The following is a 13,795-nucleotide window of genomic DNA, read 5'->3' as shown; positions in this document are numbered from 1 at the left end:
AGCCCGCGCCGCACGAGAGCGCCGCTCCCACTTGGCCAGGTAGTCGTCGCGGCGGCCGCCGTGGGCACGCTGAAGTCGACACCGACCGCCAGCACATACCCGACCTGCCGCTGTTCCAGGAAGGCGCGCAGCTTGGGATCGCGGCCGTACACCTCATCACCTGCTACCCAGGAGATCTGCACGCCCGCGGCCAGCACGCGGGCGATGATCCGCTGCGTGAGCTGCGGTTTCGTCGCAAACCGCCAGTCGTCGGGCAGGCCCATCGCCTCCCGCGTCGCCGGTTGGTCGACGTACTTGCGCTGCACGTATAGTTCGGTGTCGATCAGGGCGTGGCCATGGGGGCTGGCGTAGGTGGCGTAGACGGCGACGATGCAGTTGGTGACCTTGCCGGCGGTGCCGTGGCGGCCTACCCCGCAGGTGGCGACGCCTTTCTTCTCCTGGCCGGTCTCGTCGAGAACCAGCACCGCATCCGGGTCGGCCAGGTGGCCGGTCACATAGCGGCGGACCACGTCGCGGACGGCGTCCTCGTCCCATACGGCGCGTGACAGCAGCCGCTGCATCACGTCCGGCGTCTCGTATCCGGCGTGTTTGCCCAGGTCCCAGCAGGTCTTGCGGGGGATCTCCGACAGCAGGCCACGCAGGTAGCCGGTCGCGGCCTTGCGGGTTTCGACCCGTCCGAAAGTGCCCGCGATCGCGCTGGTCAGCTCGGTGAACTTCCGCTCCAGCAGTTCGGACTCTACGATGGCGGCTGCGGCCGTCTTCTGATCGTGGTTTCTCACAAGATCTTGATCTTAGAGGCGGCCGTTCGCATGCGCGAGATCACTCAGCGTGAACGATAGTACGAGGACGGCGACCAGGTCGAGCTGCTCACGAAAGGCCTGGCCGCTTGGCGCGGGCTCGGCCCGTTCTCGAGCCGGAGGGCGAGTTCAGGTGGTCGGGAGCGCTGCGGGCCGGCGACTACGACCGGGACGGGCGGGCTGAGGTGCTGATCGCCTGCTGGATGGCTGGCTTCGGCCCCGATCCGCACCGCCACACCGCCGACGGATGTGGGCGGAGGACGGCAGCATGCAGCGTGATCTGCTTCGACACCGAGGGGGCTCGCGGCTGAACGACGGCTCTTCTATCGTGGCACGATGCCGCATGAACCGAGAATCGTGTCCGGGGTTGAGGTAATCCCGCTGTGTGATGCCGTCGGCCCGATGGGGGCCGCGATCCGCAAGCCGCTGCCCGAGATGTTCCGCGGTGCGTCCTTCCCCGAGGACGCCGAGTGGGTGCTCCACTTCCACTGCTATCTGCTGCTGGCCGGCGGCCGTACGGTCCTGGTGGACACCGGGATCGGCGGCGTCGACTCGCCTGCGGCGAGCTGGGCGCCGGTCCCTGGGCGGCTTGTGGCGGAACTGGCCGCCGTGGGAGTGAAGCCGGGCGACGTCGATGCCGTCGTGCTCACCCACCTGCACAGTGACCACGCCGGCGGTTGCGTCGTGGGCGGCGCCCCCGTCTTCCCCAACGCTCGCCACCTGATCCAGCGGGCCGAGCTCGACTGGATCTCCGGGCCGATGCGTGAGCAGGTGGTGGCCCCACTCGGGGACCGGGTCGAGGTGGTGTCCGGGGATGTCGAGCCGTTTCCCGGGGTCCGCCTGCTGCACACCCCCGGCCACACCCCGGGTCACCAGTGCGTGGAAGTGGGGGATCTGGTGCTCAGCGGTGACGTGCTGCACCACCCCGTCCAGCTCGGCGATCCCACCATCACCTATGTGTACGACGTGGATCCGGCGGAGGCCGTCCGCAGCCGCAAGGCGATTCTCGCCCGCGCCCGTGTGCTCGCCACCGCTCACTTCGCCGAGCCGTTCACCTCGCTCTCATCCTGAACCGGTACGTTCCTACTACTCCACCGGCACGTCATGGAATGGGGTCCAGTTGGCGATATGGACGTCCATCCGGGTGACGTCGGCGGGCGGGGCCGCGAAGGTGTAGGTGAGCATGCCCTGCTGGTCCAGCAGGATCGTGGTGAATACATCGTCCGGCTTGAGGGTCTTCCCCTCGGAGTCCTCGACCACGACGTGCCGTTTGACGTTGACGGTGTCGATCAGGGTGACATTGAACGAGTTCTGGCCGAGGATCCGGTAGGGGCTCAGCTTCTCCCGTGCGCCGGAGCCGTCCGGGGCGTGCGGGGTCAGCGAGAAGGTCAGGTCGAGAAGTTGTCCGCGGCGCTTCAGACCGTGCAGGGCCACGTCCACGGTCGCGCCCTTGGCGAAGGGGGCGGGAAAGGTCGCCTCGGCCAGCGCCGGAGTGGGGGCGGCGGCGTCGCCCCCCGCGGCCGTCGAGCCGGTGCCGGATGAGTCGGTGCCAGGTGAGTCGGTGCCGGGTGAGTCGGTGCCAGATGAATCCGAGCCGGTCGAGTCGCCGTCGTTCGGCCCGGTCGCCGGGGCGTTCGCCGCGTCGGCCGTCGAGGTGGCCACCGCGGTCGGCGCCGCGGAGTCTGCGCCGATCGACAGATCGCAACCGGTGGTCACCGCTGCCAGAACGGCGATCGCGGGCAGGGTTCTCTTGAGCGCGTGCATCGATACTCCAATGCGGATTTCCACGGCTGAGTTCATTTCGCGGCGAAGCTGATGCTCACCCGGCGGTTCTTGGCCCGGCCCTCGGGATGGTCCTTGCCGTCCTTCGTGTTGGGGGCGATCGGCCGGGTCTTGCCGTACCCGACGGCGACCGTGCGAGGGGTGCCGCCCAGGATCCGGTCGAGGGCCTTCTTGACCTGCTGGGCCCGCTGCCGGGAGAGCCGCATGTTGTAGGCGTCGCCGCCGATGGAGTCGGTGTGGCCCTCCACCCGGACGACACCGCCGCTGCTCCTGACCCGCTCGGCGAGCAGCCCGAGCCGGCGGGTGGCCACCTCGGTCAGCCCGGCCCTGCCGAAATCGAAAAGGACGTCGGAGGCGATCGTCACCGTGGTCCGGTCGGCCCGGCTGACCTCGGTCTCCAGCGGTTCGATCGACAGCTCGAGGTCGCGGATCGCGTCGCCGATCGCAAGGTCGCGGATCGACTCCTGGACCGTTGGTTCGAGCGCACCTGGCGTCGACCCGGTGGACGACAGGGCGAGGGCCAGGGCCAGCGTCACGAACCGCATCGCCCGCTCCACGGGAAGGTCACCCAATGGGGTGAGAATCCGTGATCGTACGACTCTCGACGATTCCGTGTGATCATCGGCTTGGAAGCAGGCCTGGAACCGGAGATGGCGAGGGCCGCTTCGATTGAATGCACCAATACCCCCATAAGTGATCAAAACCGGCATATTACCGCAGCCGACCATGGGCCGCCGCCCGGAACGGCACACCTTCCGGCGGTCCGGCCCGATGCGGGTGGCCGCCCCACTCTCCGTAAGCGAGAAAAACGGCCGGGGACCGGGGGTGGCCGCCCCCGGCCCCCGGCCGTACCGTGATCAGTTGACGAGGACGGGTGCGCGATCCGCGGGCGCGGCGGCCTCCTCCTCGGTCTCCTCGTCGCCGTGGGAGAGCTGGGGGAGCCAGCCGAGCCAGCGCGGCAGGTACCAGTTCCAGCGGCCGAGCAGCTTCATCGACGCCGGCAGTAGCACCGCGCGGACGATCGTGGCGTCGATCAGGATGGCCGCGGCGAGCCCGACGCCGAGCTCCTTGAAGGTCAGCAGGGACAGCGTGGCGAAGGTGGCGAACACCGCGACCATGATGAGCGCGGCGCTGGTCACGACGGCCGCCGTGCTCGTGATCCCGACCGTGACCGCCTGCTCGGTGCGCATGCCCTTGTCGTACGCCTCACGGATGCGGCTGAGGATGAAGACGTGGTAGTCCATCGACAGGCCGAACAGGATGACGAACAGGAACAGCGGAACCCAGTCGGTGATCGTCCCGATCGAGCGGAAGCCCAGCAGGCTCTCGCCGTACCCGTCCTGGAAGACCAGCACGAGCACGCCGTAGGCCGCCGCGACGGACAGCAGGTTGAGCAGGATCGCCTTGATCGCGATCACCAGCGAGCGGAACGAGATCAGCAGCAGGATGAAGGCGAGCAGCAGGACGAAGGCGAAGACCAGCGGGATGGTCCGGCCGAGCTGGTCGTTGAAGTCCATTGAGGCGGCCGTCCCGCCGGTGACGTGGGCGCCGGGGAGCGTGGCGGGGATGACCTCGTCGCGCAGCGTGTGGACGGCGTGCTCGGAGACCGCGTCGGTGCCGGATCCCTTGATTCCTATGCTGATCTTCGCCACCGTCTTGTCGGGATTTATGGCGACGTGGAAGGGCTCGTTGGCCTCACCCGTGGCCATGGCCTGCCGCTTGAACTCCTCGATCTTGGCGGTGAACCGGGGAGTCGTGACGTCGTCGGCCTTGACCACGACCACGGCCGGCTCGGTTCCCCCGGGGAAGGCCTTGTCGATCCGCTTGAAGGTCTCCGCGATCGCGTAGTCGCCCTGCAGGTCGTCGATGGTCTGGGGTCCCGTCTTCAGACTCAGCGCGGGAACGGCCAGCGCGACCAGCAGGCCGCCGGCGATGACCGTGGAGACGAGCGGATGGCGCAGCACGGGACGGAGGATCGCGCCCCACATCCGGCTCTGCCCGCCCCGGACGCCGAGCACCCGCCGCCAGGTCACGCGGCCGCGGGTGGCGACGCGGACCGTGCCGTGGATCAGCCGGGCGTCGATCTTGTCGCCGATCAGCGAGAGCAGCGCGGGCAGCACGGTCAGCGAGCCGACGACGGCGGTCAGCACCACGAGGATCGTGCCCTCGGCGAATCCCATGAAGATCCCGTTGCCGGTGAGGAACATGCCGGCCATGGCGACGATGACCGTGATGCCGGAGATCAGTACGGCGCGGCCCGAGGTGGCCGCCGCGATCTGCAGCGCCCGCCCCTTGTCGAGGCCCTTCGCCCGCTCCTCACGGGCACGCATGATGTAGAAGAGTGAGTAGTCGACGCCGACCGCCAGACCGATGAGCAGCATGACGTTGCTGGTCGCCGAGTCCACGTGCAGGATCTGGCTGGTGAACGCGAGCAGTCCGGTGGCCGCGGCGATGGCCGTCATCGCCAGCGCGACCGGGACCACCGCGGCCAGCAGCGCTCCGAAGGCGGCGAGCAGGATGCCCAGGGTGATCGGGAGTGAGAGCTGCTCGGCGCGGACGAAGTCCTTGTCGATCGCCTCGCCGATCATCTTGTCGGCGCTCGCGCCGCCGGCCTCCTCGATCCGCAGGTCCGGATGCGCCCGCTGGACCCCGGCCACCGCGTCGAGCACCGGCGTGATCCGCTGGTCGGCCGTGGCGGCCTCGCCCTTCATGTCGAACTGGACCAGGGTCGTGCGCCGGTCCGCCGTCACCGGAGACGGTTGCGCGTCATATGGCGTACGCACGTTCTCGACCTGGCCGGTCGCCTCGACCGCGCTCTTCACGTCCAGCACGGCCCGGCGGAAAGCGGGGTCGGAAACGGTGAGCGACCCCGTGCGCGTCTGCACCAGCACGACCTCGCTCGCCACGTCGGCGAAGTTCGCCGCGTCGAGGATCTGCGCCGCCTGGCGGGAATCGCCGTTCAAGCTCTCGTAGCTCTTCATCTTCTCGGTGCCGACGGCGTTCCCGGCGAACGTCGCGACGGCCACGAAGGCGATCCAGATGAGCAGCGCCGACCAGCGGTGGCGGGCACTCCATCCGCCTATCGAGGCGGCGAAGTTCTTCTTCCGGCGTTCCATAATCACTCCCTTTATCTGCGGTTTAACCGTAGAAAGCGATCACGGCCGGAACATCGGACGTGAAGACCAAATCGCGGGTCCTGCCGACGGCGTACGTTCCTCCTTCTCGCGGGCTAGGGGACATCCCCGATGCCTTCCTCAGGAATTTCCCCGCTCGGTATAGGGGGAGTGACTCGTATCCGGGGCGTACAAGGCGGTGACCTCGGTTAGTTTCCCGTGCTCGTGGAATGTGAGGACCGTACGGATGAACGGAGGGGACGGAGGGAGGGGATCGCGTGACGAGGGACGAATCCGAGCTGAAGGGCGAGCTCGACGAGGTGGACGCCCAGATCGAGAGGCTGACCCGGGATGCGGCGCAGATGCGGGAGGAGATCGGGCAGAGTTGGAACGCCCCGACGGACGCCGCGGAGCGGGCGGCCCTGCTGACCAACGTCGAACAGCAGGAGGCCCTGATCGGAAACCTGCGTAACCGGCGGGAGCAGATCCTGCGGCGCCTCGGCTCGGCCTGAGTCCGGCGGAAACGGGAACGGTAACCTTGAGGTGCCGGGCCTGGCGGGGGCCGCGACCGGGAGGGTCTCGAGGGGCGAGCGGGTCGGGAGCCCAGCAGCGGATCGGGGATGTGCACGCGGAGGACGCGGGGGGCTGCGTGAAGCACTATGGCCGCGGAGTCAACGAGGGCGGTTAAACGAGGACAGAACGGGCTGCCCGTCGAGGTCACCGGCTTCGTCGGGCGTCGGCACGAGGTCGCCGAGGTCAAACGCCTGCTGTCCGCGTCGCGCGTGGTGACCGTCACCGGAGTGGGCGGGGTCGGTAAGACACGGCTGGCCACCCGCGTCGCGCAGGACGTGCGCCGGGCCTTCCCCGGCGGGGTGTGGCTGATCGAACTCGCCACGCTGGACCGGGCCGACCTCGTCGTCCCGACCGTGGCGGAGGCCGTCGGCGTCTCCTCACGAGTGTCGTCGAGCCCGACGGTGGAGGTGCTGATCGAGCACCTGGCGGGCCGGAACGTGCTGCTCGTGCTGGACAACTGCGAGCATCTGCTCGCCGAGTGCGCCGTTCTCGTGGACACGCTGGTGCGTGCGCTGCCGGACCTGCGGGTGCTCGCGACGAGCCGGCAGGCGCTCGGGATCGGCAGTGAGCAGACGGTGGACCTCGCGCCGCTGCCCCTGCCGTCGTCGACCGGCGCGGCCGGCTCGCCGCTGTTCGCCGAGCCGGTGGACGAGTCCGACGCGGTGCGGCTGTTCGCCGAGCGGGCCGCCGCTGTCCTGCCCGGATTCCAGATCACGGAGGCCAATCGGGAAACCGTCGCGGCGATCTGCGCCAGGCTCGACGGCCTTCCCCTGGCGATCGAGCTGGCGGCCGTACGGCTGCGCGCGCTGTCGGTGGAGCAGGTGCTGGAGCGACTGGACGACTGTTTCCGGCTCCTGACGTCGGGGTCTCGGGCCGCGCAGGCACGCCAGCGGACGCTTCGGGCGTCGATCGACTGGAGTTACGACCTGTGCATGGAGGAGGAGCGGCTGCTGTGGCAGCGCGTCTCGGTGTTCCACGGCGGGCTCGACCTGGAGGCCGCTGAAGAGGTCTGCTCGGGCGACGGCATCGCCAGGGAGGACGTCCTCGACCTGATCAGCGGACTGATCGAGAAATCGGTGCTGATCAGGGAGGAACGGCAGCGGACCGGGGTGCGATATCGGCTGCTGGACACGATCCGCGAGTACGCCAGGGAGCGCCTCGTCGAGTCCGGCCAGGAGGCCGCCCTGCAGCGGCGGCACCGTGACCATTTCCGGCGGCGCGCCGCGCGGGCGCGGGCCGAGGTGTTCGGCCCGGACCACCTCGTCACGTCCCTGTGCCTGCTGGAGGAGCAGTCGAACATCAGGGCGGCCCTCGAATGGTCCTTCACCGAGCCGTGCGAGGCCCGGACCGGCCTGGAGACGGCCGCCGATCTCCTCTATCACTGGCGGGTCGCCTATCAGGTGGGCGAGGGCCGCCGCTGGCTCGACCGCGGCCTGGCCCTCGACCCCGAGCCGAGCGAGGTCAGGGCCCGGGCGCTGGCCGCCGCCGCCTGGCTGGCCGTCATCCAGGCCGACCATGAGACGGCCGAGGCCCTGCTCGCGGAGAGCCGCGCCATCGCCGAGCGTCTCGGGCTGAAGAGCGTGCTCGCCTACGTGGTCACCTACTCGGCGATGGTGGCGATGGGCCGAGGGGAGATCGACCTGGGCCTCCGGCTCTACCGGGAGGCGGCCGACGACCACCGCGCCGCGCGCGATCCGGTGGGCCTGGCGGTCGTGCTCAACCGGCTCTGCCTGGTGCACTGCCTGCGGGACGAGGGCGACCTCGCGAAGGCCGTCGGGCAGGAGAGCGTGAAGCTCTGCGAGGAGCACCGGGAACACTGGCATCGGGCGTACGCGATGACGGCGCTCGGCGTCCAGGCCTGGCGGGAGAGTGATCTCCGGGAGGCCGCCACGCTGGAGCAGAAGGCGCTCCGGTGCCTGGACGAGCTCGACGACCTGGCCGGGGCGGGGCTCAGCCTGGAGGTGCTCGCCTGGACGGCGGCGAGCGACAGGCAGTTCGAGCGGGCGGCGCGGCTCTTCGGGGTGCTCGACCGGGTGTGGCACGCGGTCGACGCGCCGCTGTCCGAGTTCGGCTATCTGCGGCGCTACCACGACGAGTGCGCGGCGCTGACGTTGGAGGCCATGGGCGAGACGGCCTTCCAGACCGCGTTCAAGCGCGGCGCCAAGATGTCGTACGGCGAGGCGATCCGCTATGCCCTGCAGGAGGGGTCGCCACAGCGGTCCCAGGCGGAGAGCGTTCCCGGGCGGTTGTGGCCGCTGACCCGCCGGGAGTCCGAGATCGCCGAACTCGTCGCGCAGGGGCTGAGCAACAAGGACATCGCGGCCGCGCTCGTGATCTCGCAGCGCACCGCGGAAGGGCATATCGAGCACATCCTCGACAAGCTCGGCTTCAACTCCAGGACGCAGATCGCGGCCTGGCTCAGCGGCCGGGCCAGGGACGAGGCCTCCTGAACCCTTCCCCATCGGGGCATGAGCACCCGGTTCGGTGATGCGCGTGTGAGGCTGCGGGCGAAATGAAAAAGGGCCCCGCCTGCGGACGTGCATGGCGAAACCCGATCACCTAAGATGGGGTGGCTAAGCGCGAAAAAATACCCACCTCTCAATTAGGAGTCTAACAGACGCATGGAGCAGTGTCAATCCGAGACCGCCCGGGTCGAGGCCCTGGGGGCGGAGCAGGCGTACGTGTCGCGGCTTTACCGACGTCTGGACGTCGCGCGCGAGCGGGCAGAGCGCGCGCTGCGCGAGGTGCTCGCCCGCGGGGGCACCGGGACCAGGCAGGCGGTGGTCGAACGCGAGGTCGCGGCCGCCGAACATGCGCGGCGCCTCGCCCAGCTCTCCGCCGTGGAGCGCGGCCTGTGCTTCGGGCGGATCGACGACGCGGACGGCGAGACCCACTACATCGGTCGCGTCGGGCTGCGTGACGACGACCACGAATCGATGCTCGTCGACTGGCGCGCCCCCGCAGCGCGCCCGTTCTACGTTGCGACGCCCGGCGCCCCCGGATCGCTGGTGCGGCGCCGGCACATCCACACCCGGGACAGGAAGGTCGTCGACATAGACGACGAGGTCTTCGACCTCGACCGGATGAGCGAGCACGACCGCCGTACGCTCGTCGGCGAGGCCGCGCTGCTCGCCACGCTGCGCCGGGGCCGTACCGGCAGGATGGGCGAGGTCGTGGCCACGATCCAGACCGAGCAGGACCGGGTGATCAGGTCCGGGCTGCCCGGTGTGCTGGTGGTCCAGGGCGGTCCGGGCACGGGCAAGACCGTGGCCGCCCTGCACCGGGCGGCCTACCTCCTCTACGCCCATCGGGCGACACTGGAACGGCGCGGCGTGCTGGTGATCGGCCCGAACGCCACGTTCTCCCGCTACATCGGCCACGTGCTGCCGTCGCTCGGCGAGACCGAGGTCGTGCTGTCCAGCCTGGGCGAACTCTATCCCGGGGTGTACGCGACGGCCGAGGACGAGCCGGCCGCGGCCGTGGTGAAAGGCGATCCGCGGATGGCCAGGGTGGTGGAGGCGGCGGTCCGCGACCGTCAGCGTGTGCCGTACGGAGATCTGGAGGTGGCGATCCCGGTCAGGACGTCACTGCGCGGCGGCGTCGAGGTCGTGGTCGAGGAGATGACGCTGCGGGTGGCGCACGAGGTCTGCCGACGCGCCCGTGACCGTGCCCGCGGGCTGCGGCGGCCGCACAACGCGGCGCGCCGGCTCTTCCTCGGTGAGATGCTCGCCGCGCTCGCCCGCGACGAGGCCGAGCGGCTCGACCGGCCCATGGACGCCGACGATCTGCGGTACGCCGCGCGCGGGCTCTGGCAGCACCGGTCGGTCCGCGACGCGCTCGACGCCCTGTGGCCGGAGCTCACCCCGGAGCGGCTGATCGGTGAGCTGCTGTCCGATGAGCGGCGGCTGCGCTCGGCCGCCTCGCCGTACCTGTCGGAGGAGGAGTTGGGGGTGCTGCCGCGGTCGCGTTCGGCCGCCTGGACGCTGGGCGATGTCCCGCTGCTGGACGAGGCCGCCGAACTGCTCGGTGAGGACGAGACCATGGAGGCGGTCGCCCGCCGGTCGGCCGAGCGCATGCGCCGCGCCGAGGAGCGGGCCGAGGAGGAGCTGTACGCCGGGGAGGTCCTGGCGGTCAACGAGCTCGGTGACGTGATGGACGCGGCGGCCGTCGCCGACCGCAACCGCGACACCGGCGCCCACCTGACCACGGCCGACCGGGCCGCCCGCGATCGGCGCTGGGCGTACGGGCATGTGATCGTGGACGAGGCGCAGGAGCTCTCCGCGATGGCCTGGCGGACGGTCATGCGCCGGGTGCCGTCTCGTTCGCTCACCGTCGTGGGCGACATCGCGCAGACCGGGTCGGCGGCGGGCGCACGGTCCTGGGCGGAGATGCTCGACCCCCACGTGGGCGGCCGCTGGCGCGAGGAGCGCCTGCTGATCAACTATCGGACCCCCGCGGAGATCATGGAGGTCGCCGTCGACGTGCTGAACGCGGTCATGCCGGATCAGGCGGTGCCCGAGTCGGTGTGGTACGGCGAGGCGCGGCCGCGTGCCGTACCGGCGGCGGAGACCGACCTGCGCAGGCTCGTCGATTCGGAGCTGGCGGCGATCGGGGAGGGGCGGCTCGCCGTCATCGTCCCCGATGCCCGTCATGCCGAGATCGCGACGCTCTTTCCCGGTGTCGACGACGGTGACCCGCTGGACGCTCCCGTGGCGGTGTTCCCGGTGCGTGGCGCCAAGGGACTGGAGTTCGACGCGGTGGTGGTCGTCGATCCCGGCGCGATCCTGCGGCAGTCCGCCAAGGGCGGCCAGGACCTCTACGTCGCGATCACGCGAGCGACCCGTCGGCTGACCGTGGTCTACGAGGAGCCACTGCCCGAGATGCTCGGCAACCTGGCCCGGCGGACGAGTGTGTGACACAGCTCCGGAACAGCGGCAAGAACCGAGGTTGTCGGTGCGTTTGCCGGAGTGCTCATGGGTGCGCTGTCGCGAGGATGGCACTGACGACGGCCGGGGTGTCGCCGAGGTCGGTGAGGACGGCCTCGGCGCCCGCCTCGCGAAGGGCGGCCGCGTCGTAGGTCCCGGTGGCGACGGCGATCACCCGGGCGCCGCCCAGGTGCCCGGCCAGGACGTCGTTCGGGGTGTCGCCGATGAGCACGGTGTTGCCGGCGGTGAACGCCTGGCCGTACTTGCGGGCGGCCCGTTCCTGGGCCGGGCGGACCAGTTCGGGGCGTTCCTCGTGGTCCATGCCGTACGCGCCGACCTCGAAGTCCACGAAATGATCGAGTCCGAAGGCCTTGAGCTTGCCGATCGCGATCGACTCCATGTTGCCGGTGAGCACGGATTGGATGACGTCCGTACGGTCTGCGAGGGCGGCCAGCGCCTCGCGCGCGCCGTCCAGCGCCCTGCCGTGCTCCTTGAGCGCCGTTTCGTACGTCAGGAACGCCTCGGCCAGCGCGAGGCCGAACGTGGTGAGGAGTTGGTCGGAGACCTCGATGTGGTGCAGGCGGAGGGTGTCGGTCGCGATCGCCCGTTCCGTACGGCCCGCCATGTTCGCGACCTGCCGCAGTGTCCGGCCGGTCGTGGCCTGGAAGGCGTCGGCGTAGATGTTCCTGCTCAGGCCGCCCGTGGTGATCAGGGTGTGGTCGATGTCCCAAAGGACCAGTGTCTTGCCAGTGCTCACCGTTCGAGCCTAACGATCGAGAACGTCCGGTACGTCCCGGCGGCATCGCAGACTCGGTCCCCGGGAGATCGCCGGGGCGGGCGGTCGCTCACCGCGGTCCGCCGATGCCCCTCGCCAGGGGAGCGCGCCAGCCGTACCGCATGGCGAGGATGCGGAAGCCGAAGGCGAGCACGGCCGCGGACAGGGTGGCGACGAACCCCCGCACGTCCAGCGCGTACAGCACGGCCATCGCCGTCGAGCCGAGCATCGCCGGCACGGCGTAGAGTTGGCGGTCGTAGAGCAGGGTCGGCCGCTCGCCGGACAGGACGTCTCGGATGACGCCGCCGCCGACCGCCGTACAGACCCCGAGGAAGACGGCGTGCAGCGGGGCGAGGCCGTAGTGCAGCGCCTTGGCGGTGCCGACCGCACAGAACAGGCCGAGGCCCGCCGCGTCGAAGACCAGCACGCCGGGCATGGCCCGCTCGACCTGCGGATGCCAGAAGAAGGCGATGACGGTGGCCGCGATCGGCACGAGGAGATATCCCGTGTCCCGGAACGCGGCGGGCTGCACGCCGATGAACAGGTCGCGCATGATGCCGCCGCCGACGGCGGTGAAGAACGCGAGCACCGCCATGCCGATCACGTCGAGTCGTTTGCGCACGCCCTGCAGCGCGCCGGACAGGGCGAAGACGAAGATTCCGGCGAGGTCGAGCAGGGGGAACATGGCTGCCCAGTCTCCCAGAAGCCCCCATAAGCCGCGAGAGTGGTGAGGACCGCAGCGGTGGTCTGTAAGAACGGTGTGCGGGTCCCCCGATGGGCATACGTTGGGAAGAATGAAGGATCACTGGGCGGGGAACGGGCGGTCCGGACGTCGGCTTCGGCCCGATGGGCGGCAGGGGCGCCGGGAGGGGCGTCGGCAGGGGTGTCGGCCTTGGTGGAGTCGCAGGCTGCTCGCCGGCGTGCTCGCCGGCCTGCTCGTGCCGATCTCCGGCTGTGCCGGGTCGAAGGTGCATGCCGGGTCAGCCGGTGCGGCCACGCCGGTCTCCGAGAGCGCGACGCGACAGGCGGCGTCCGTGCGGCCGACGCCGGAACCTTCGGCGTCGTCGCCGGAGCCCCCGGCCGCCGATCTGCCCGCGCCGGACGCGGCCATCCCCAAGGACCCCGCACGGCTGGCCGAGGCCCTGCGCCGTACGGTCGCGCTGCTGCGTGACGGCATCGACGACTGGGTCCGTACGGGCGGCCCCGCCAAGGGACAGTCGCCCGAGTCGGTGGTCCTGCCCGCGCTGTACGAGCAGCGCGTCTACCGCTACCTGGCCGGCAACCCGAAGATCGCGTCCCGGACGTACGACAAGCTGCCCAAGGACCTGGCCGGACGGGCCCGGGACAACGTGACGGCCGTACGGGACCTGCTCTCCCTGGCCCACCCCGTCAGCGGGACGGCGAAGTTCCGCGTCGAGCCGCCAGAGCCGGCCGATGTGCTGCTCAAGCATTTCCGGCGGGCCGAGCGCCGGTTCGGCGTGGAGTGGGAGGTCCTGGCGGCGGTGATGTTCGTCGAGACCAAGTTCGGCCGGGTGAGGTCGCCGAGTTACACGGGCGCCGAGGGGCCGATGCAGTTCATGCCGGGCACCTGGAAGGCGTACGGAATGGGCGGTGACGTCCACGACACCCGGGACGCCCTGCTCGCGGCGGCCAACTACCTGCACGCCTCGGGAGCGCCGCGCGACTACCGGCGTGCGCTGTACGCCTACAACCACTCCAATGCGTACGTCGACGCGGTGCTGCTGCACGCCCGCCAGATGAAGCGGGACGTACGGAACTACTACGCCTACTACAACTGGCAGGTCTACGTGATCACCACCCGTGGCGAAC

At 70.2% G+C, this 13,795-nt stretch carries 11 protein-coding genes; 5 read left to right on the top strand and 6 right to left on the bottom strand.

Translation table 11 applies throughout. The annotated features are described in order from the left end of the window. Nucleotides 1-779: IS701 family transposase (locus tag AP234_RS33915; RefSeq protein ID WP_152990781.1), on the bottom strand; the 779-nt coding region annotated here is incomplete at its 3' end. Nucleotides 780-1,199: 420 nt separating this feature from the next. Between AP234_RS33915 and AP234_RS33905 the strand changes: the two genes are divergently transcribed. Continuing rightward, a complete protein-coding gene (locus tag AP234_RS33905; RefSeq protein ID WP_235558543.1) occupies nucleotides 1,200-1,868 on the top strand; it encodes an MBL fold metallo-hydrolase in 669 nt (222 codons plus the stop codon). Nucleotides 1,869-1,883: 15 nt separating this feature from the next. Here the strand turns inward: AP234_RS33905 and AP234_RS33900 are convergent, their stop codons facing one another. The 3 genes from AP234_RS33900 to AP234_RS33890 all read right to left on the bottom strand — a co-directional run bounded on the left by AP234_RS33900 (nucleotide 1,884) and on the right by AP234_RS33890 (nucleotide 5,695). After that, a complete protein-coding gene (locus tag AP234_RS33900) occupies nucleotides 1,884-2,561 on the bottom strand; it encodes a hypothetical protein (protein WP_055483853.1) in 678 nt (225 codons plus the stop codon). Nucleotides 2,562-2,593: 32 nt separating this feature from the next. Continuing rightward, complete coding sequence (locus AP234_RS33895; protein WP_160330541.1) at nucleotides 2,594-3,151, bottom strand: OmpA family protein; 558 nt, start codon at nucleotides 3,149-3,151, stop codon at nucleotides 2,594-2,596. Between the two features lie 285 nt (nucleotides 3,152-3,436). Beyond that, nucleotides 3,437-5,695, bottom strand: a complete 2,259-nt coding sequence (locus AP234_RS33890) for an MMPL family transporter (RefSeq protein WP_055483851.1) — start codon at nucleotides 5,693-5,695, stop codon at nucleotides 3,437-3,439. 275 nt (nucleotides 5,696-5,970) lie between these two features. On the opposite strand from AP234_RS33890, the gene AP234_RS33885 reads away from it, so the two are divergent. From AP234_RS33885 to AP234_RS33875, 3 genes are all read left to right on the top strand, one after another. Further along, a complete protein-coding gene (locus tag AP234_RS33885; RefSeq protein ID WP_055483850.1) occupies nucleotides 5,971-6,204 on the top strand; it encodes a hypothetical protein in 234 nt (77 codons plus the stop codon). A 147-nt stretch (nucleotides 6,205-6,351) separates the two neighbouring features. Beyond that, nucleotides 6,352-8,715 (top strand): LuxR C-terminal-related transcriptional regulator, encoded by a 2,364-nt coding sequence (locus AP234_RS33880; RefSeq protein ID WP_055483849.1) that lies wholly within the window; start codon nucleotides 6,352-6,354, stop codon nucleotides 8,713-8,715. Nucleotides 8,716-8,886: 171 nt separating this feature from the next. Further along, the gene (locus AP234_RS33875; protein ID WP_055483848.1) at nucleotides 8,887-11,181 is read left to right on the top strand and encodes an ATP-binding domain-containing protein; all 2,295 of its coding nucleotides are present in this window, start codon (nucleotides 8,887-8,889) and stop codon (nucleotides 11,179-11,181) included. Nucleotides 11,182-11,236: 55 nt separating this feature from the next. Here the strand turns inward: AP234_RS33875 and AP234_RS33870 are convergent, their stop codons facing one another. Beyond that, complete coding sequence (locus AP234_RS33870; RefSeq protein ID WP_063843204.1) at nucleotides 11,237-11,947, bottom strand: HAD hydrolase-like protein; 711 nt, start codon at nucleotides 11,945-11,947, stop codon at nucleotides 11,237-11,239. A gap of 88 nt (nucleotides 11,948-12,035) precedes the next feature. Next, the gene (locus tag AP234_RS33865) at nucleotides 12,036-12,650 is read right to left on the bottom strand and encodes a trimeric intracellular cation channel family protein (RefSeq protein WP_055483847.1); all 615 of its coding nucleotides are present in this window, start codon (nucleotides 12,648-12,650) and stop codon (nucleotides 12,036-12,038) included. A gap of 235 nt (nucleotides 12,651-12,885) precedes the next feature. Between AP234_RS33865 and AP234_RS33860 the strand changes: the two genes are divergently transcribed. Further along, nucleotides 12,886-13,795, top strand: a 910-nt coding sequence (locus AP234_RS33860) for a lytic murein transglycosylase (RefSeq protein ID WP_055483846.1), incomplete at its 3' end; no start/stop codon positions are given.

Source organism: Sphaerimonospora mesophila (assembly GCF_001417795.1).
Taxonomy (GTDB): domain Bacteria; phylum Actinomycetota; class Actinomycetes; order Streptosporangiales; family Streptosporangiaceae; genus Sphaerimonospora; species Sphaerimonospora mesophila.
Note: the sequence above shows the minus strand (reverse complement) of the source record. Positions and strands in the feature narration are given on the sequence as shown.

Coding starts and splice junctions, on each gene's coding strand:
- AP234_RS33900 (WP_055483853.1), bottom strand. CDS start 2,561: ATGCACGCGCTCAAGAGAACCCTGCCCGCGATCGCCGTTCTGGCAGCG.
- AP234_RS33875 (WP_055483848.1), top strand. CDS start 8,887: ATGGAGCAGTGTCAATCCGAGACCGCCCGGGTCGAGGCCCTGGGGGCG.
- AP234_RS33890 (WP_055483851.1), bottom strand. CDS start 5,695: ATGGAACGCCGGAAGAAGAACTTCGCCGCCTCGATAGGCGGATGGAGT.
- AP234_RS33905 (WP_235558543.1), top strand. CDS start 1,200: ATGGGGGCCGCGATCCGCAAGCCGCTGCCCGAGATGTTCCGCGGTGCG.
- AP234_RS33880 (WP_055483849.1), top strand. CDS start 6,352: ATGGCCGCGGAGTCAACGAGGGCGGTTAAACGAGGACAGAACGGGCTG.
- AP234_RS33865 (WP_055483847.1), bottom strand. CDS start 12,650: ATGTTCCCCCTGCTCGACCTCGCCGGAATCTTCGTCTTCGCCCTGTCC.